Origin of the sequence: Paenarthrobacter sp. R1, from assembly GCF_030264015.1 — a bacterium.
Taxonomy (GTDB): domain Bacteria; phylum Actinomycetota; class Actinomycetes; order Actinomycetales; family Micrococcaceae; genus Arthrobacter; species Arthrobacter ureafaciens.
Map to the genome: position 1 here is coordinate 377,010 of NZ_CP127115.1, position 16,457 is coordinate 393,466.

General features: G+C 66.2%; 22 protein-coding genes and 1 pseudogene. 2 read left to right on the top strand and 21 right to left on the bottom strand.

Going from position 1 to position 16,457, the window contains the following annotated elements:
• The first annotated feature begins 58 nt into the window (after positions 1-58).
• The gene (locus QN084_RS01800; RefSeq protein WP_069695022.1) at positions 59-748 is read left to right on the top strand and encodes an SDR family NAD(P)-dependent oxidoreductase; all 690 of its coding nucleotides are present in this window, start codon (positions 59-61) and stop codon (positions 746-748) included.
• Between the two features lie 2 nt (positions 749-750).
• A complete protein-coding gene (locus QN084_RS01805) occupies positions 751-1,836 on the top strand; it encodes a hypothetical protein (RefSeq protein WP_069695023.1) in 1,086 nt (361 codons plus the stop codon).
• On the opposite strand, the gene QN084_RS01810 is transcribed toward QN084_RS01805, so the two are convergent.
• The 21 genes and pseudogenes from QN084_RS01810 to QN084_RS01910 all read right to left on the bottom strand — a co-directional run bounded on the left by QN084_RS01810 (position 1,833) and on the right by QN084_RS01910 (position 16,439).
• The gene (locus QN084_RS01810) at positions 1,833-2,522 is read right to left on the bottom strand and encodes a class I SAM-dependent methyltransferase (protein ID WP_069695024.1); all 690 of its coding nucleotides are present in this window, start codon (positions 2,520-2,522) and stop codon (positions 1,833-1,835) included. The two genes, QN084_RS01805 and QN084_RS01810, sit on opposite strands and share 4 nt — an antisense overlap.
• 162 nt (positions 2,523-2,684) lie before the next feature.
• Positions 2,685-3,032 (bottom strand): hypothetical protein, encoded by a 348-nt coding sequence (locus tag QN084_RS01815; protein WP_069695025.1) that lies wholly within the window; start codon positions 3,030-3,032, stop codon positions 2,685-2,687.
• Between the two features lie 28 nt (positions 3,033-3,060).
• Positions 3,061-3,393 (bottom strand): hypothetical protein, encoded by a 333-nt coding sequence (locus QN084_RS01820; protein ID WP_069695026.1) that lies wholly within the window; start codon positions 3,391-3,393, stop codon positions 3,061-3,063.
• Between the two features lie 3 nt (positions 3,394-3,396).
• Complete coding sequence (locus QN084_RS01825; protein WP_069695027.1) at positions 3,397-4,683, bottom strand: replication-associated recombination protein A; 1,287 nt, start codon at positions 4,681-4,683, stop codon at positions 3,397-3,399.
• Positions 4,684-4,686: 3 nt separating this feature from the next.
• Positions 4,687-5,139, bottom strand: a complete 453-nt coding sequence (locus tag QN084_RS01830; protein WP_139126761.1) for a hypothetical protein — start codon at positions 5,137-5,139, stop codon at positions 4,687-4,689.
• A gap of 35 nt (positions 5,140-5,174) precedes the next feature.
• A complete protein-coding gene (locus QN084_RS01835) occupies positions 5,175-5,489 on the bottom strand; it encodes a hypothetical protein (RefSeq protein WP_069695029.1) in 315 nt (104 codons plus the stop codon).
• A gap of 212 nt (positions 5,490-5,701) precedes the next feature.
• Positions 5,702-5,899: pseudogene (locus QN084_RS01840) on the bottom strand (WhiB family transcriptional regulator); the annotation flags it as partial.
• A 161-nt stretch (positions 5,900-6,060) separates the two neighbouring features.
• Entirely contained in the window at positions 6,061-6,510 is a 450-nt protein-coding gene (locus QN084_RS01845) for a hypothetical protein (protein WP_069695030.1), read from the bottom strand.
• Positions 6,510-6,851: a glutaredoxin family protein gene (locus QN084_RS01850; protein WP_069695031.1), complete on the bottom strand. Its 342-nt coding sequence runs from the start codon at positions 6,849-6,851 to the stop codon at positions 6,510-6,512. Before QN084_RS01850 ends, QN084_RS01845 begins: the two co-directional genes overlap by 1 nt.
• A 146-nt stretch (positions 6,852-6,997) precedes the next feature.
• Complete coding sequence (locus QN084_RS01855; RefSeq protein ID WP_069695032.1) at positions 6,998-7,273, bottom strand: hypothetical protein; 276 nt, start codon at positions 7,271-7,273, stop codon at positions 6,998-7,000.
• Between the two features lie 51 nt (positions 7,274-7,324).
• Positions 7,325-7,519, bottom strand: a complete 195-nt coding sequence (locus tag QN084_RS01860; RefSeq protein WP_139126762.1) for a hypothetical protein — start codon at positions 7,517-7,519, stop codon at positions 7,325-7,327.
• Positions 7,516-7,827 (bottom strand): hypothetical protein, encoded by a 312-nt coding sequence (locus tag QN084_RS01865; RefSeq protein ID WP_069695033.1) that lies wholly within the window; start codon positions 7,825-7,827, stop codon positions 7,516-7,518. Before QN084_RS01865 ends, QN084_RS01860 begins: the two co-directional genes overlap by 4 nt.
• A gap of 100 nt (positions 7,828-7,927) precedes the next feature.
• Positions 7,928-8,446, bottom strand: a complete 519-nt coding sequence (locus tag QN084_RS01870) for a hypothetical protein (protein WP_069695034.1) — start codon at positions 8,444-8,446, stop codon at positions 7,928-7,930.
• 89 nt (positions 8,447-8,535) lie between these two features.
• A complete protein-coding gene (locus QN084_RS01875) occupies positions 8,536-8,835 on the bottom strand; it encodes a hypothetical protein (RefSeq protein ID WP_069695035.1) in 300 nt (99 codons plus the stop codon).
• Positions 8,832-9,005: a hypothetical protein gene (locus QN084_RS01880; protein ID WP_168529720.1), complete on the bottom strand. Its 174-nt coding sequence runs from the start codon at positions 9,003-9,005 to the stop codon at positions 8,832-8,834. Before QN084_RS01880 ends, QN084_RS01875 begins: the two co-directional genes overlap by 4 nt.
• A 148-nt stretch (positions 9,006-9,153) precedes the next feature.
• Positions 9,154-11,022: an SNF2-related protein gene (locus QN084_RS01885; RefSeq protein ID WP_069695036.1), complete on the bottom strand. Its 1,869-nt coding sequence runs from the start codon at positions 11,020-11,022 to the stop codon at positions 9,154-9,156.
• 39 nt (positions 11,023-11,061) lie between these two features.
• Positions 11,062-11,790, bottom strand: a complete 729-nt coding sequence (locus QN084_RS01890) for a hypothetical protein (protein ID WP_139126763.1) — start codon at positions 11,788-11,790, stop codon at positions 11,062-11,064.
• A 98-nt stretch (positions 11,791-11,888) separates the two neighbouring features.
• The gene (locus QN084_RS01895) at positions 11,889-12,308 is read right to left on the bottom strand and encodes a dATP/dGTP diphosphohydrolase domain-containing protein (protein WP_069695038.1); all 420 of its coding nucleotides are present in this window, start codon (positions 12,306-12,308) and stop codon (positions 11,889-11,891) included.
• On the bottom strand, positions 12,305-12,634 hold the full coding sequence (locus QN084_RS01900) for a PDDEXK family nuclease (protein ID WP_069695039.1): 330 nt from the start codon (positions 12,632-12,634) through the stop codon (positions 12,305-12,307). Before QN084_RS01900 ends, QN084_RS01895 begins: the two co-directional genes overlap by 4 nt.
• Positions 12,635-12,640: 6 nt before the next feature.
• Positions 12,641-13,090, bottom strand: a complete 450-nt coding sequence (locus QN084_RS01905; protein WP_069695040.1) for a hypothetical protein — start codon at positions 13,088-13,090, stop codon at positions 12,641-12,643.
• Between the two features lie 166 nt (positions 13,091-13,256).
• Positions 13,257-16,439, bottom strand: a complete 3,183-nt coding sequence (locus QN084_RS01910; RefSeq protein WP_069695041.1) for a hypothetical protein — start codon at positions 16,437-16,439, stop codon at positions 13,257-13,259.
• Between the last annotated feature and the right edge of the window lie 18 nt (positions 16,440-16,457).

Here is a 16,457-nt window from a genome sequence, read left to right on the forward strand (position 1 = left end):
AGTAAAGTTCCTTGTCACAAGTTTACAACCCCGGAAGGGTCAGAAAAAATTGAGCGACATGGGGAGAACTGCCCTGGTGATCGGTGCAACCCGCGGGATCGGGGCGGCTACGGCTCGAGGCCTGCTCTCCACCGGCTACCGGACGGCGGGTACGCATCGTGCTGGGGGGACCGTGCCCGAGGGTGTGCTTCCTGTTGAAATGGATGTCCGCGACGGCGAATCGATCGCCTCCGGCGTGAAGGCTGCGGCCGCGGAGTTGGGTGGACTGGACGTCCTTGTGGTGGCGGCAGGAATCACGCGGGACAAGCTGCTCATGCGTATGGGTGAAGAAGACCTGACCGAGGTGATGCAGGTCAACGCAATCGGTCCGATGCTGGCCTGCAAAGCGGCCCTGGCTCCGATGATGCGGCAGCGGCGCGGCTCAATCGTTCTCGTATCGTCGATGTCGGTCAAGTACGGCGTTGTCGGTCAGTGCAACTACACTGCATCCAAGGGGGCACTGGAAGCGTTTGCACGATCGATGGCGCGGGAGTACGCGGCTCGGAACATCCGGGTGAACGTTGTCGCTCCCGGGGCAACTGATACGGACATGATGGCTGATGTTGCTGAGGAGGCACGGATGGCAATGCTGGAAGGAATCCCGCTGGGTCGCTTGGCGACGGCAGAGGAGATCGCTTCGGCAATCATCCACACCGCGGAGAATACCTACATGTCGGGGGCCACTGTGCAGGTCTCAGGCGGTATCTGACCATGCAGGTCCAGCTGGAAGCAGGATCCTGGGGCCTTTTCTGCGGAAGCGACGGCAAGCAACTCGTTCTGGTGGACGACAAGCCTTGCGGGCCGGTCAGTGCCCGTAAACCCATGCGTGCAATTCCCCGGCGTCTTCTTCTTGATGAGAATCGCATCGCCCAGGTGATGAATAGCGGCAGCGCAATTTCCGAGACGGTCTTCCACGCCGACGAGCAGTGGTCAGTTGAGGTGCGGCCCGTCTTCTCGCCACGTACGTCCACCGTGATCGGCGTTCTGGCGGGCGTGGCGAAATCGGCTGATCCTCTGCCTGAACCGCCGCTGGTCGGTGGATGGGAATGGGAGATCGAGCGTGACGCCGACGGGCAGCCCACGCTGCGCCGGCGCACGTACTGGGACCGGAACCTCTTTCGTATCTATGATGTCGACACAGGCGTGGCCCAGCAGCGCAATGGTTATTGGGAAGCCGGAGAATGGGCGAGCGAGCTCATCGACCAGTCCGACCGGATGCGAGTGAACAGTCTCATCCGCGACGGCATCCAGGACGGGCTGATGGGTGTAACCGGCAAGGTCCGGTGCCTGACCTACAACATCGTCACCGGCTACGGCACGGCCTCACAGGATCGTCGTCACATGCGCCTGGTTGGCGTGATTCCGCCGATCGAGCCGGACCACGACAAGATCTATCTGCAGGGTTTCAGCTACGAGGCCCCGGAGACTTTCCATGACATGGCCTTCGAGCAAGACGCCAATGCAGGGCGCGTCGACGATGTGCTTCGCGGAGTGATGGCTCTGGCCAAGGAACCGATGGCCGTTGTCGACGCTGCGACACTGGATGTACTGATGACGTCGCCGTCCTGGCGTCGGGAAGACTTCGGACACGTCGGAGGCCTTGGTGAATTCGCCATTGACGCGTCAGGTGAGCTGCAGAGGTTCATAGCGGCTGCGGCGAGTGACACTGTTCGGTCCCAATCGATGGGGCTGGCACTTCGCCGAGTCGACGGTTCCGTGCAGAATGTGCGCATCACCGCCACCGGAGTCAGATCCGGGGCTGAAGGGCGGGATGCGGTCATCAGGCTCGATTTTTAGCCCAGTCCACCTGCCCCGCCTTTTCGCAACGGCTCCCGGGCACTGAAGACCGCTACGGTACCGACGACGTCGACGCTCACTTGGCGGAAGCTGCGCCGCAGCTCAGCCTCAAGTCCAGCAGCATCGTCTTCACGGTTGTGAAAGATACCCATGCGGTTGTACAGGGCCATGAAGCCCCGGCCGATGAGGTTGTGGTTCACACCGCGGCCCAGGATGGTGCTGCCGAACAGGACCCCGTCATCAGCGAGCCGCTCCCCCAGGTATTCGAACGCCGCACCCTTGTCTTCCCAGGATCCGGGAACGCAGTGGAAGACGTAGTTCGCCGCGATGGACTCGAATTGGCCGAGTGCCTCGGGGATCGGTTCGAGGACGTTCCCGGTGACGCCTCTGGTACTTACGTTGCTGTGGGCGAGTCTGGAAGCGGCGTGCTCCAAGGTGTTCTCGTTGAGATCCATGAGTGTGATCTCAGCTGACTTAGGGAGATTGGCCTTGGCGAGGTACCAACCGGTGCCGGGGCCCACGTCGAGATGACGCAGGCCGATGCATCGGTTGTACTGGTCCAGCATGAGCTGGCTGGCGCATCGCCAGGCCAGCGAATTGGAGAACTTCACGACGAGCAGGTCGTAGAAGCCCAGCACGGGCTTGCTGTAGATGCCTGCGCCGCGGCGCACTTCCTGGTCGTTCATGTGATCGGTGCCTATCGTTCGAGGTCGGCGCGGTGAGCGTGAGCAGGGTGGTTTCAAGACGGAATGATTACGGCTATGTAGCGGTCACCCGCCCATCGGGTAGCTCTGACATTGCATCCTAGTGGAAGAAGTTCCACTGGTGAAGTCGAGCCGGGGGTGGCGTCAGCCGAAGACCAGCCCGCCATAACAGGCCATCTGCAGGATGATGTCGAGGTCCTGGACGCAGCCGAATCCCAGCTGCTCGGACTCGATGGCGGCAGCGCAGCAGAGGTGGTACCCCTTCTGCTTGGCCTCGCGGTAGGCCTCCTTGATCCGGGTGGCCGACAGCTCGTAGTCCTTGGTCTGGGATTCGTCGTCCGATTCGGGATCGTTCAATGTGACGCGCACGCGCGAGCTGTCCTTGGACAGTTCGGTGCCGTGGTACCAGGGCAGTGCGCTGCCGAAGTAGAACTCGTCGACGTCTTGCAGAATGGAGGCGGCAGACTGGGTGAAGATGCCGGTGTTGGCCATGGTTCTATTCCTTCGCGGTGAGGTGCGATCAGGGCAGGATGATCTCGCGGGATGCGAGATCGGAGAGTGTCAGCTGGACCGGCAACCGGGCATCGATGCAGTCTTCTTCGCAGAGGTTTTCGATCAATGGGTGGCCGTCCAGGGCGCGGCGGGCAGCGTCCGGTGTGGCGAAGACGATGGCAGCGTCGGGGTGGTGTTCCCGATCAAGAAGCACGTAGCCCATCCGATGCTGTTCGCCGTGCCTGATTCTCTGGTAATCCAGCACGAAGCCAAGCTGCAGCTCGACGAGCTCGACGTCGAAATCGATGCCGAGATCCTCCGCGAGAGCTTGTTCGAATGATCGTTCGGGCTTCTCTGGCATGGGTCATTCCTTCTCGGTCATGGTTGTGATGGAGGCGAGTCTGTTGATGACCGTCTGCTCGAAGCCGTTGGCAGTGGGTCGGTAGTACTGCGTGCCAAGGACGGCATCGGGCATGTACTGCTGCCCGATGACTCCGTGCTTGAAGTTGTGCGGGTAGAGGTAGCCTTCTCCGTGGCCGAGCGCCTTGGCTCCTGGGTAGTGCGCGTCGCGCAAATGCCGGGGCACTTCGCCGGTGCGTCCGGATCGGGCATCGGCCAGTGCCGCGTCGATGGCGCGGTAGACAGCATTCGACTTTGGTGCCGTGGCAATGGCGACAGCTGCTTGCGCAAGGTTGATCCGTGCCTCGGGCATGCCGATCAGCTGCACGGCCTGGGCGGCTGCCACCGCGACGCCCAGCACCGAGGGGTCGGCCATGCCGACGTCCTCAGAGGCGTGCACCACCAAGCGCCGCGCGATGAACCGAGGGTCCTCCCCTGCCTCGATCATCCGGGCGAGCCAGTGCAGCGCGGCGTCGGGATCACTGCCCCGCATCGACTTGATGAACGCAGACACGATGTCGTAGTGCTGGTCGCCGTCGCGGTCGAAGCGCTGCAGGGCCGAGCCGGTGACCTGCCGGACGGTCTCCGAGGTGATCTCGGTCTTTCCTGCGGCAAGTACGGTCGCGGCGCAGGTCTCGAGCCGTCCGAGCGCCTGGCGGGTGTCTCCCGAGGCGAGACCGGCGATGATGCCCAGTGTCTCGCGGTCCGCCGACACCGCTCCGCCGAGGCCTTCGGGCGCGGCGATGGCACGCTCCAGCAGGCCGACGATGTCGTCGGTCCCGAGCGGTTGCAGGACCATGAGGATGGACCGGGACACGAGAGCCGAGTTCACCGAGAAGCTGGGGTTCTCTGTGGTCGCGCCGATCAGGGCGATGAGGCCCTTTTCGACGACAGGCAGCAGGATGTCCTGCTGGGCTTTGGTGAAGCGGTGGATCTCGTCGAGGAACAGGACGGTGCCGGTGCTGTCGGCTTCAAGGCGCTTTTCGGCTGCCGCAATCTCGGCGCGGACCTCCTTGACGCCGGCCGAGGTCGCGGACAGCTCCACGAAGACCTGACTGGTCCGTTCGGCAATCACCTGGGCGATGGAGGTCTTGCCGGTCCCCGGAGGTCCGTACAGGAGCACAGAGGTGCGGGACTTGCCAGTGGCGAGCAGCTCCAGCGGCGAGCCGGGGAAGACGAGGTGGCCCTGCCCGATGACCTGGTCGAGCGAGCTGGGTCGCATGCGGGCGGCAAGGGGCTGGATGCTGCTCATGGTCTACTCCTCCTTTGGGGCGAGGCGGTCGATCTCAGCCTGGATCCGGGTTTCTTCGCTTTGTGCAGCGGTGGTGCGCTCCTTGGCCTCGGCGAGCCGGACACGGGCCTCGCGCAGCGCCTGCTTGTCCGACAAGGCTTCGACGGCCTGGATCGCCTCGAGCACCGGTGCGGCTGCGTACGAGGGCACCCGGACGCCGATCTGTAGGTAGAAGTCGTCACCGTCAGGTGCGTGACCGACGCTGGGCGGTCGGCCGAACGCTGTCGTGCACTCCTCGTTCTTGCGCGTGTGGATTCGGCCGGCGAAGACCTGGGCGGCGGTCACGCTGCAGTCCGCGACGGCGGCCTGGATGGCCCGGAGCACCGGCTCGACGAGCTGGGTGTCGGTGCGCTGCTGTGGATTGACGGTCGGCAGGAGTCCGGGGTCGAGGTGGCTGTCTTCGATGCGGGGGTGCATGGTCGCTCCTTCTGCGGTGCGGTCGGCGGTGGCCATCAGCCATCAATGCGTGTGAACGGGCCGGAGTTGTGGACGAACAAGGCGATGATCGGCGCGTACCGCGCGTCGCGGTGCACGCCGTCGTCGTCGGTCCAGCCGCCCTGGGCGTCAAGCGTCCACCGGTCGCCGGTGGCGTCGAGGTACTCTCCAGGCTCGGTTGGGAGCGGATGCTGCTTCACCAGGCGGCGGAGCTTGCGGTCGATGGCAGCGCGCTTCCTGGGCAGCATGGGCGCACCTGTAGTCCGGTCGGACGGATAGGCGTCTCCGGGCAGCAGGTCCTGCTGCCTGAAGCGGCGCGGAAACAGTCGCATGGTGGTCCTTTCATTCGGCGGTGCAGCGCTCAGGCGGAGACGGCGTCCTGCCGCTCCCTGTGCCTGGCGAGCACGCGGTAGACAGTGCGGTCGGTGACCTCGGCCGTGTCGGCGATGGTCCGGGGGTGCATCCCCCGGCCGGCCATTGCGACGATGAGGACGTCCCGCTCCCGTTTCCGGGGCTGTGAGGCACCGCTGTGAGCAGGTGTGTTCTTGACCAGGCGGTCGCGCTCGGCAGTGCTGAGTCCGCCCCAGACGCCAAAGCGCTCGTCGGCGCTCAGCGCGTAGTCCAGGCACTGAGCCCGCACCTCGCACTGGGCGCAGACTTTCTTGGCGTCGGCGGTGCTGCCGCCCTTCTCAGGAAAGAACGCGTCGGGGCCGGTCTGGGCGCACAGTGCGTCCCTGCGCCACTGTCCACCGTGGTCCCCGTCGCTCATGATGGTGCCGCGGGGAATCGGGCGTTCGGCTGTGCGTGCACTATGGCTCCTCCTCGAAGTCGTTGTGCGTGTATCGGGTCTCGTTTACTGTGCGCCGGGTCCGCGCTCCGGGGCGGCCGCGCCGCCCGTTGCCGTCAACGGTGGACGAGGGCGGCGATGAGCTCGAGGTCGTCTCCGTTGTCGGGGTCGATGAGCGTCCCGGCGGATCCGATGTCGGCCAGTGGCTGCTCATGCGTCCTGCCCGCTGCGTCCCGGTAGACGAGCGTCACGCCGGACAGGTCCACGGCGGTCATGTTTTCCGGTGAGGACCCGGAGGCCTCGAACGCCGGACGGATCGCCTCGATGAGCGCGATGAGGTGCTGGACCCCGGCTTTGCGTTCGAGCAGCGCCTTGCGCTGGAGCGCGCGCTGCTCGAACCGCGCCAGGTGCGCGTCGCAGCAGGTGTCGGTCTTTTCGGGCTCGTCCTTCGGATAGGACAGCAGGTAGTGGTCCGTCTCGACGGATTTGTCGACGAGCGTGTCGAGCAGGATGTCGGCCTGCCGGGCGGTGATGCCGAGGTCGAGGCGCTGCCGCGCCCCGGCCATCAGGAGGCCACCTTCCGGTCCTCGGGAACGATGCCCTTGGTGCACAGCCGGACGAGGGCGGTGAGCATGTCCGGGCGGTGCCCGCCCCAGTGGACGGTACGGCCGCTGGCCAGCTCGACGACGATCACGGGTGCCTGGGCGTAGCCGAGGACCTCGGTGATGTGGCGGTGGTTCTCGTCGCCCTGCTCGATGTCGACCTTCGTGTACTGCACCGTCGGCTGTTGCCGGTCGAACAGGTTCTTGGCCTTGTCGCAGTTCGGGCACTCTGCCGGACCGTAGATCGTGATCTTGGGGGCGGCGTGGGCGGTCCGGGGCAGGTCGCCTATCGTGGTGGGGGTCATGGGATGTGGTTTCCTTCACTCCCCTGCTCAGGGGTCGTTGTGGTGTCGGGGTTCTCAGCGCTCAGCCGTCGGATTCCAGGTCGCACAGCTCTGGCCGGGTAGCACACTGCTGGCGGGCAGACTTGATCGCGGATTGTTGGCCTGGGTCACAGCTGTTCCTCTGGGTCGTCCTCGTCTGGGCTGATGAACCATTCGGCCTCGGTGTCCTCGTCCCAGGGTTGTTGTGTGATCACGTAGCCGACGCGGTTGACGTAATGCCAGCCGCTGAGTGCGTAGAGGTCGCCGTCGGCGTCGACCACGGTCCAGAGGTACTGGGAGGTGCGGTCCAGACCCTGGTCGGTGGGCCGGACGGTGTCTCCGGTCACGGGATCAGGGACGACATCGAAAGCTTCGTCGAACTGGTCTTCGGTCATCTGCCGCATGTCAGCTCCGGTTCCTGCGTATCGCGGTTGATCTGTCGGGGCGTGGCGTCTTCATCTCTGATCTCCTCGGTTCTGGTCGCGGATCGCCTGGCGTTCCCGCTCGCGGCGGGTGCCTTTGCGGGGCTTCGGGGTGTGGCGTTGCGTCGCGCTGGACTTGCGGAGTTCCCGCATCCAGTGCGCCTGTTCGGGATTCGCCCACGGCCGGAAGCCTTCGGTCGAGTAGTGGTGTCTGCGCTTTCGGGTCATGGGTTCTTCTCCTCGGCCACGCGGGCGATGTGCCTGGCGCAGGCGGCCGCCCAGCTGTGGGCGTCGGTGGTCTGCGCGTCGGCCACCGCCTTCGCGGCGCGGTCGGCGTCGATGGGCAGCCGGTGCCTGATGAGCAGTGCCAGGGTGACGTCGAACATCACTGCGCGCTCGTGGGCGTTCACGTCCGACGGCTCGGAACGCTCTTGTCGGCTTTCGTGCCGGGCACGGTCCGCCCGTGAAGCGAGCAAGGCCTGCTCGATCTCGGGGACGAGTTCTTCTGCGGTGGTCGTGGTGGTCTGCGGCGTCATGCGGTTCTTTCCGCCGGGCGCGTGGCCCGGGATCGAGGGGCCCGTCGCGCCGCCGTCCCACAGGGGTCGGCCGCGACGGGGCTGCGGTCGTTGGTCTGGGTCAGTCCTTGGAACCGTCGCGGGACCGGAGGTACTCCCGCAGGGTTGGCGCATCGGTCCCAGGGAGCGAGATCAGGTCGAGGACCCCGTACAGGTCTCCGTTGCCAATCAGCCCGTCTTCGTGGGCGACAACGGCTTGCGCCAGACGTACCAGCAGCGCCTTCATCTTCTCGGCGCGCTCCTCGTCGGCCGTCCGCAGGCGCTTGATGTCGATGAGCCGCTTTTCGCAGAGGCTCTTGAGGTAGAGCGCGCCCTTGCGCCATTCGAGGAAGCCGATCAGCTCCGCTCTGTGCTCCAGCGGTGACAACCGCCAGATCTCGGCATCGTCCTGGCGGAATGAGAGCTGCTGGTCGATGCTGGACGCGGTGGTCTTCAGCCAGTGCTCGGCCTGGCTGACGCCGGCCGGCGTGGTGGTCACTTCAGCCCAGACGGTGTCGTCGCGCAGGCAGCTGCGCATCACGGCGTCGAGCGGGTCCTGCAGGCGTGGAGATGCGGGGCGGGCAGTGGTCGTCATGGTCATGGCGGATGTCCTCGTCGGTCGTGTCGTTGATGGTCTACGGAGCGTTGGCCCCGGCAGCGCGCCCGTGGCGCGGGTTGTGCAATCAGGCCTCAGTCCCTGGTGCCGAAGCGCAGGTCGGGCCAGATTGGCTCGACCGAGACGCCCAGCAGCTTGATACGGGGGTCGCGGTCCTTGGCGCGTTTCCAGGCGCGGCGAACGGCCGCGGCCTTGTTGCGGGCCTTCTTCTGGTCGTCGAACGGCCCAATCAGGCGCGAATAGGTTTGGGGCCTGCCGGACTTCAGGCTCTCGGCCTGCATCATCACCACGACGCCGTAGCCGTTGGCCTCTTCGGCCACCAGGTCCTCCCAGGAGTCGTAGGCGCGTTCGGTCTGCGTGCTGTACGCCTTCATTGCGAGACCTCCTGGTCGTCGTGGCGGATGTCGATGGGCCGCTCCCAGAGCGGCATTCCGTCCTCGCCGGCCTCGGCCGAGAACTCGAGGCGGACTTTCGGCTGGCCTATGTGTGCGCCGAAGTCCGACCAGCCCGCAGGCGGGAGCCGGTAGATGGTCCGCTCAGCCATGGGATTTCGCTCCTGTTCGTTGTGGTGTCGTGGCAATGAGGTGGGGCGGGCCGAGGCCTGCCCCACCGACATCACTGCCCCGGCACCCGGGTCGGCCCTGCCGACCCCATGCTGCACCTCCGGCCTCCGCGGCGTCGGAATGGGTTGGTCAGACCCGTTCGGAGACCCACAGGTCGTTGAGGTCGTCCTGGATCTCCTCCTCGAGGGCGACAAGGATCGCCTCCTCGCCGGACACAGCCGAGATGAGGTCGTCCTGGACCTGCTGCTTCTCCGCCAGGACTCCGGGCATCCGCTCGTCCTGGGTGCCCTTGGTGATGATCCGGTGGATCACCACGGGCTTGGTCTGCCCCGTGCGGTAGAGACGGCCGTTGGTCTGCAGGTAGTGCTCGAGCGAGAACGGCAGCGTGTACCAGATCATCGTCGAGCCGCCGTCCTGCAGGTTCAGCCCGTGGCCGGCCGCGGCGGGGTGCAGCAGCATCACCTGGATCTGCTTGGCGTTCCACCGGCGGACCATCTCCCGCGAGCCGTCAAAGACCTGCGCGTCGATGCCCGCCTTCTTGAAGCGCGCCATCAGCTGCTCCAGGTCAGAGCGGAAGTGGTACGCGACCAGCACGGGGTCTCCCCCGCTGTTGCGCACCAGGTACTCGGCCATTTCGAGCTTCTTGTCGTGGATAACCTCGTACTGGCCCTTGGTCGCCGGGTCCTCAGGGTCGGCTGTGTAGAGCGTCCCCGAGGCGAACTGCATCAATTTGCTGGTGAGGACCGCCTGGTTCTCGGCGACGATCGATTCAACGCTCTGGGTGAGCTTGCCGTCCTCGTCCTGGTAGGTCTTCACGACGTCGAGCACGAGGTCGCGCCTGAACTCCTTGTAGGCCTGCATGAGGTCCGGCGGGAGGGTGACGTTGGCGTCCTGGATCGTCAGGCCCGGCAGGTTGAGGTTGGTGTTCTGCGCGCTCATCACCAGGTGCCTGATGGCCTCATGGATCTCGGCCTCGGCGTTCGGCGTCGGGATCCACTTCGCCGGGGTGGTGGTGCCGGGCACCATCTTCGGGATGAACCACCGGTTGCGGAACTCCGTGATGGTCCGGCCCAGGGCCTCGCCCTGGTCGAGCAGGTAGATCTGGCTCCACAGGTCGTGCAGCCCGTTCGGGCTCGGCGTGCCGGTCAGTTCGATGAGCCGCGTGATGGCCGGGCGGACCGCCTTCAAGGCCTTGAACCGGGCGCTGCTGTGGGACTTGAAGCCCTGCGACTCGTCGATGATCACCGTTTGGAACGGCCAGATGAGGGTGTCCTGTCCGTTAATGGACTGGATCGGCATCTGGTCGACCAGGCCGTACCGGCACTGTGCGCAGCCGTCGCCGCCGCAGCTGCGACAGTCGTGGCTCTCGCGCTCCAGCGCGCCGCGGGTGACGAGCTCGCTGATCGCCTCCTTGATCGCTGTCTTGGTGGGAGCCCTGGTTCCAGGCTGCCCGGCGGCCAGCTGCAGGAAGTGTCCGACCAGCTGTTCCTGGGCCATCGGCCCGATCGTCTCGATGAGCCCGCGCAGCCGCACGGCCTCGGGTGAGATACCGGCGGCGATGGCATCGCCGGCGGGGTCGCCGGTCAGCTGGAGCAGACGCGCACCCTGGGAGGGCTGGGTCAGCAATTCCTGGTTGACGAAGTACATCGTCGGCGGGTCGGAGAAGACCTCCCGGAAGCGTTCCAGGCGCTTCTCCTTGGGCAGCTTCCGGTCGTTGTCGTTGACGATGAGCGACTTGGTTCGGATCGGGAATCCCCATTTATCGATCTCGTCGAGCCAGGTCGAGCGTGCGATCGCGATCGGTGCGACGACGAGGATGTGACCCATCGGCCGGACTGTCTGCAGGACGCTGAGGGTCGAAAGTGTCTTCCCGGCTCCGACACCAAGCCAGGCTCCGGCGAAGGGACGGCTGACGAGGAAGTCGTGGATCTGCTGCTGGTAGGGCTTGAGCACGATGGGCCCGGGTGACGGCTGTGGTGGTGCGATGGTCGTGGTCATGGTGTGCGGCCTCCTCTCGTGGGTTGTCGATAGTCGGGATCAGGCATGGAATGCCTCGCGGACAAGGCCCAGGCGGACCTCGGCGTCATCGGCGCGGCGTGTTTGGGCGGCGAGCTCGGCCTCCAGCCCGACGATCCTGTGCTGCAGGGCGGTGACACGCGGGTCCTCGCCCAGCGCGGTGCGTATGCGCTCGAGCACCGCTTCGGCAGAGGCATTCCCGACGGCCGAATCGGGTAGGTGTGTCGCAAACGGCAGATCTTCCTTGGCCTCGGCGGTCATGTCGTCCTCTGCTTCCTGCCCGGGCTCGGGCGCGATCATCAGGTGTCCCCGGCGGCGGGTGGGCCGGGCCGTCGCAGGCTCCGGCTGGTCCTGTTCCGGTGCAGCGGGCTGTTCAGGCTCGTCGATGGGCACTGCCTGGAAGGTCGGCTCCCCGGCCCCGTCGAACGAGACCTCGATGAGCTGGTCCGCAGGCAGGCCCTCGGGCTGGGCGTCGAACCAGCGGGAGAAGGCGGTTGGGTGCTCGACGAAAGCCACCGCGACGGTGATCTGGCGTTTCCCGCGTGGCCCGCGGTCTGCGGCGGATGCTGCATGGTCGGCCCGGTGCCCGGCGAGCAGTCGCTTCATGTCGGCACGGGCGTTCTGCGCCGTGCGGTTGGGTGAGGTCATGTTGCGCGGCACCGAGACGGATCCGCCGGCGTTGTTGCGCAGGATGGCGTGGCCCCGGGACGAGACACGCCCAACGCAGCCGGCCCGCATCGCTTCGAGCACGAGCTCCGTGGCCTCGCGATCGAAGGTGCCCAGGTCGGCCCGGGTGAGCTGGCGGAAGGCCGAGGTGGCCTGGCCGTTGCCCTTGGTGACGCGGCCACTCATCGGGCGGCCTCCGGGATCCCGCCGTCACCGCGGGCGATCACCGTCCGGGTGCTTTCCGCGGCCAGGAGGTTGAACACCACGGCAGCCGCGTGGTCCTCGTCGTCTTCGCCGCACATCCATTGCATGAAGTGGCGGAAGGCGCTGGCGCGGAACTCCTCCATATCTGCGGCAGTGCTGGCCTGCTCCCAGTCGCGCGAGTCGTACTTGCGCGCTCCACGCTCCACGAGTGCGGCCGTCCTGGTGAACAGCTGGTCCTGGTAAGGCACCTGAAGCGGTACGAGCAGGTCGAAGCGGGGCTGGCCTGTCTTCACCTCGCGCTGTATGCCGGAGGCGGTGACCCTGCGTGATCCCGAGTCTTTCGTTTCGTAGTCGCGGGCGGCTGTCTCCGGGCCCGCGGCCGTGGCTGTGGCGGTCATGATGCTGCTTTCTGCTGGCTGTCGGCCCGGCGGTGTTCGAGCACGTGGGCGATGAAGGCGTCGACGGCCGCTTCGTCGTCCACGACGTGGATCTCGGCACCGAAGCGGCGCATCTTGGCGTGCATGATGCTCTGGCGCTTCTCGAGGTCTCCGCCGGGCCGCTTGACCTCGACGAAGACGGTGCCGGTCGGCGTGATGACGATTCGGTCGGGGACACCGCCGCGGGCCGGGGACACGAACTTCAGGCAGAACAGGCCGTGCCGGCGGCACTGAGTGAGCAGGTGCTGCTCGACGGCCTTCTCCCGCTGGTTCTTTTTCCTCGGCATTGCCGCTCAGTCCTCGTCGGTCCCGACAGCGTCGGAGGCGTCGCTGTCGAGGAAGTCCCCGAAGCCGACGATGTCCTCGTCGTCGATGTAGGCGGCGATGGCGTCCGGATCGTAGACGAAGCTCGGGTCGTCCTGGTCAACGGCGACCCAGCGCTTGGCCGCATTGCCGTAATTGGAGAAGCCGTCAACGTCGGCGACAGTCACCAGGCCCTGATGGGCGAGCTCCTTGAGCCGGGTGCGGATGCCGGATTCCGAGGAGCGCGGCACCTCGCCGAGGCTGGTGACGACGCGGTCGTGATAGGCGGCGATGAGCTCGTCGTGGGTGAGCGGGCCCTTCTCGCGGACAATGTCGAGCACGATGGGGCGGACGCGGGATGCGCCGAGCGCGGCCTTCACGGCGGCGGCGTAGGAAGTTTCCGGGTCAGTGGAGCGGACGGGGAGTGTTGACTGGGACATGTTGGCCTCTCGTGGTCATATCGTAACGAGTCGGAATTGCCTTTCGTACTCAATTATGACTCGAAGTGAATGATCTATGCGGCATCATCGGCAATGGTGCCGCATAGAGTTGAAAAAGGGGGCCGCGGCATGCGCGGCCCCCTTGTGCGGGCTGTGGTGGAACGGCTCAGGCGGTCGCGTTCATCCAGTTCTTGGTGAACGTCTCCTCGAGCATCCGGACGTAGGTGTCCAGGTCCAGCGAGCCGATGAGCCGCTCGATCCGGTCGGCCGGCAGCTGGTGCAGGTCGTCGTTGACGACTACCATCGACCACGTCGGGTCGATGGCGTTGATGCGCCTCACGACGACGTCCTGGTCGTCCGGGAGCACGGCGAGACCGTCGGACATGCTGGCTTCGGCGCGGGAGCGCGCCCAGCCGTGGTGACGCAGGACCTCCAGCGCGACCGGGTCGCGTTTGGCACGGCCGATGCCCTCCTCGCGGCGCTTGGCCTGGCTGGCCGCGGTGACCTTCCAGGCACCGGCGTTGAGGAGGCTCCGGGCGTTCTCGGTGCCCTGGCGGACGATGAACACACGGTTGACCATCTGCAGCACCTGCGGGTCGCGGACGTTGGTTACGTGTCCCTGCTCGCTGTACTCCACGCCCGCGGCGGGGTCGATCGGCGCAGCCGAGAAGGGGTAGGTGATCGAGCCGCGGGAGGCCGCGATGACGTTCTGGAACAGCAGGAGCGACCGGATCGGGTCGTCCTCCAGGACCGCCTCTTCGATCACCTTCCGGCCCAGCATCAGGTCGAAGGGCTCCGCGATCGCCGACTCTCCCCTGCTCGCCACCGTCTGCAGGTAGCGGGCCAGGGCGAAGTCGATCACGGCCGGGTGGGCCAGCGACTTCGTCGGAGTCGGACCCGCGTGGCAGGCCAGCGTGCCGCCCCCGGCTGCGATGATCGGGCTGTCCGCCACAGAACGGCCCGGCTCCGGGGCCTCCAGCTCCAGGCGGTTGTTCGAGTCCTTGCTGATGAGGAACATCAGCTCGGGCTCGATGTCGACGCCGATCGCGGCCTGCTGCTCGGCAAGCACGCGGTTGTTGGTCGCCTCGTCGAAGCCGTTCTCGCCGCCGACGACCGAGTAGAGGCCGTCGGTGTTGGTCGAGATGATCCGCGCCCCTGCCAGGGTCTGGGCTTGTCCGATCCGCCAGCTGAACAGCTGGCCGAGGATGCGCATCGAGATGATGCGGTTGTTCATCCGGATCGGCGTGCGGTGACCGGCGTCACCCGCGCCCGAGGCCGAGTTGAGGATCAGCTTCGTGCCGTTGCGCAGCGTATTCAGCCGTGCCTTCTCCTCGGGGGAGATGCCGGGCTGCTTCAGCATGCGCCCATAGCGCTCTTTGTCGAAGAAGATCTTCGCGTAGCGGTCCTCGCCCAGCTCGGGGTTCCAGAACGCCCGCATGTTCCGCAGCAGGTTCGGGTAGTAGCTGGTGAAGTCCTCATGGATCACCAGTCCGGCTGAAGTGCGCGCAAACTTCGGGTGCAGCCTGTCGGAGCCGTCCTCCTTCGGGATGAACAGCTCCGGTTTCTTCTTGGCCGGCTCATTTCGGTATGCGGCATTGGTGGTTGTGCTGTTGGCGAGCACCACCTTGCCCTCCAGGACGCCACCGTCGGGCAGGACGACGTTCAGTGCCTCCGCCTCGGGCCGCTGGGCGGCCAGCAGCTCGGCCGGGTCGGGCACCTGAGTCCGGGCACGGGCGAGCTGCTCTGCCTGGTCAGGGTCGTCCTTCTTCGGCTTGCGGTACTTGACCTTCTCCGGGTCTGAGCCCAGCAGGACCAGCCGTTTGTCGACGAAGGTGCCGTCGGGCAGGCGGAGCATGGCGTGCTGGCGCTTGGCTTCGGCCACGAAGTCCTTCGCGTCGGGGAAGGCCTGCATCGCCCGGATAAGCATCATGGCCTGGTCGTTGTGCTCGACCTTCTCGGCATTGAACACCGCGAGATCGGCCTCGGCCCCGTGAATGCCGCCGGTGGAGAACGTGGCGAAGCAGGACGACGGCGAGGCGTCGGCCCGGAAGTACGGCACGTTGTTCGGGGTTTTGGGCACGTCTCGCAGCGACCGTGCCGGAAGGCTGAACTTGTCGCGGTACTCCTCGGAGTCGTTGAAGTTCTGCCCCTCGATCGAGCGGTAGTACGCCACCACCTGCATGAACTGCCGGTGGGCCGCGCGCTGGGCTGCGGTTGCTTCGGGGTGGGTGGCCGGGTCGGGCGCGACGTTCTCCTCGAAGAAGCGCACGCACTCGTCGAGCACGTTGACCGGCTCGATCCCGCGCTCCCTGGCGACCTCGGGGTGCGGATACACGAAGGACACCGCCTCGATGTCGTCCAGCGAGGCGTAGGGCGCGAGGATGCGGCCCACGAACTTCGCCGATGAGGAGTCGACGGCCAGCCGGTCCCTGCGCACCGCGCCGTTCTGGGTGAACACCGTCTCGGCGAACTGGGAGAGCAGGCCGGCCTTGAGGTCGAAGTTGCTCGCGTACGCCGGGTGCCGGAACAGCTGGGCCAGGCCCAGGCAGTCGGAGACGTTGTAGGCCAGCAGCTCGTAGAGGTCCTCGACCGCCTCGATGCTCGTATCGTGGCTGAGCTTCTCGGATTCCTTGATCTGGCGTCCGAGCATCCCGAGCAGGCGCTTGAGGCTGGCCTTGGACTGCAGCTCGTTCAGGCGGGCCACGTCGAGATGGCGGCCCGAGTGCAGCATGGCGCGGCGGATCTTCGCAGCCGCTCCGTCCCAGCCGAGGTAGCCGGGCATGTACTCGATGTGCTGGGCCGAGAAGAGCTGGTCGTTGTGGTCGCGCAGGGTGCGGGCTGCTGTCGGCTGGAACGGCCGGCCGCTGCCCGGAGCCGGGAACGCCTCATTGAGGTAGAGCGCGACCATGGTCGTGTCGTAGTTCATCGAGTTGTAGCCGGCCAGGAACGGGTGCAGCGCCGGGTCGTACTCGGGATCGGTGTCGCAGACCGGTCGCAGCGCTGCGAGGTACCCGCCGGGGTCAGAGCGGTCGCACACCTGGTCGGCGTTCGAGAGGCCCATCAGTTCGGCGAGCCTGAGGCTGCCCCGTTCGCTGCCGAGGTTCCAGAGCTGGACACTGACCGCGGGCAGTCCCGGGTTGGAGCGGACCACGGTGTCGTAGAGGGCCTGGGGGTCGACGGCGGCGACCAGCGCCGGGTCGTCGGCAAGGAAGAAGATCTCCAGGTCGTGGACGGCGCGGTCCGGCCGCGGGGTGTAGGCACACAGCGTGAAGACGTTCGACAGCGACTCGATGTCGTAGAACGTGAAGAGCGCGGTTTCAGCTGTGACGGGGGTGTGCTGGATGGTCATGGGTCTGGCCTTTCGGTC

Excerpts from the sequence above, each read along its gene's own strand:
- QN084_RS01860 (WP_139126762.1), bottom strand. The coding sequence starts at position 7,519 with ATGACCCGAAAGCGCAGACACCACTACTCGACCGAAGGCTTCCGGCCG.
- QN084_RS01800 (WP_069695022.1), top strand. The coding sequence starts at position 59 with ATGGGGAGAACTGCCCTGGTGATCGGTGCAACCCGCGGGATCGGGGCG.
- QN084_RS01830 (WP_139126761.1), bottom strand. The coding sequence starts at position 5,139 with ATGCACCCCCGCATCGAAGACAGCCACCTCGACCCCGGACTCCTGCCG.
- QN084_RS01905 (WP_069695040.1), bottom strand. The coding sequence starts at position 13,090 with ATGTCCCAGTCAACACTCCCCGTCCGCTCCACTGACCCGGAAACTTCC.
- QN084_RS01885 (WP_069695036.1), bottom strand. The coding sequence starts at position 11,022 with ATGACCACGACCATCGCACCACCACAGCCGTCACCCGGGCCCATCGTG.
- QN084_RS01850 (WP_069695031.1), bottom strand. The coding sequence starts at position 6,851 with ATGACCCCCACCACGATAGGCGACCTGCCCCGGACCGCCCACGCCGCC.
- QN084_RS01900 (WP_069695039.1), bottom strand. The coding sequence starts at position 12,634 with ATGCCGAGGAAAAAGAACCAGCGGGAGAAGGCCGTCGAGCAGCACCTG.
- QN084_RS01880 (WP_168529720.1), bottom strand. The coding sequence starts at position 9,005 with ATGGCTGAGCGGACCATCTACCGGCTCCCGCCTGCGGGCTGGTCGGAC.
- QN084_RS01835 (WP_069695029.1), bottom strand. The coding sequence starts at position 5,489 with ATGCGACTGTTTCCGCGCCGCTTCAGGCAGCAGGACCTGCTGCCCGGA.
- QN084_RS01810 (WP_069695024.1), bottom strand. The coding sequence starts at position 2,522 with ATGAACGACCAGGAAGTGCGCCGCGGCGCAGGCATCTACAGCAAGCCC.
- QN084_RS01895 (WP_069695038.1), bottom strand. The coding sequence starts at position 12,308 with ATGACCGCCACAGCCACGGCCGCGGGCCCGGAGACAGCCGCCCGCGAC.
- QN084_RS01845 (WP_069695030.1), bottom strand. The coding sequence starts at position 6,510 with ATGGCCGGGGCGCGGCAGCGCCTCGACCTCGGCATCACCGCCCGGCAG.
- QN084_RS01865 (WP_069695033.1), bottom strand. The coding sequence starts at position 7,827 with ATGACGCCGCAGACCACCACGACCACCGCAGAAGAACTCGTCCCCGAG.
- QN084_RS01910 (WP_069695041.1), bottom strand. The coding sequence starts at position 16,439 with ATGACCATCCAGCACACCCCCGTCACAGCTGAAACCGCGCTCTTCACG.
- QN084_RS01870 (WP_069695034.1), bottom strand. The coding sequence starts at position 8,446 with ATGACCATGACGACCACTGCCCGCCCCGCATCTCCACGCCTGCAGGAC.
- QN084_RS01815 (WP_069695025.1), bottom strand. The coding sequence starts at position 3,032 with ATGGCCAACACCGGCATCTTCACCCAGTCTGCCGCCTCCATTCTGCAA.
- QN084_RS01855 (WP_069695032.1), bottom strand. The coding sequence starts at position 7,273 with ATGCGGCAGATGACCGAAGACCAGTTCGACGAAGCTTTCGATGTCGTC.
- QN084_RS01825 (WP_069695027.1), bottom strand. The coding sequence starts at position 4,683 with ATGAGCAGCATCCAGCCCCTTGCCGCCCGCATGCGACCCAGCTCGCTC.
- QN084_RS01875 (WP_069695035.1), bottom strand. The coding sequence starts at position 8,835 with ATGAAGGCGTACAGCACGCAGACCGAACGCGCCTACGACTCCTGGGAG.
- QN084_RS01805 (WP_069695023.1), top strand. The coding sequence starts at position 751 with ATGCAGGTCCAGCTGGAAGCAGGATCCTGGGGCCTTTTCTGCGGAAGC.
- QN084_RS01820 (WP_069695026.1), bottom strand. The coding sequence starts at position 3,393 with ATGCCAGAGAAGCCCGAACGATCATTCGAACAAGCTCTCGCGGAGGAT.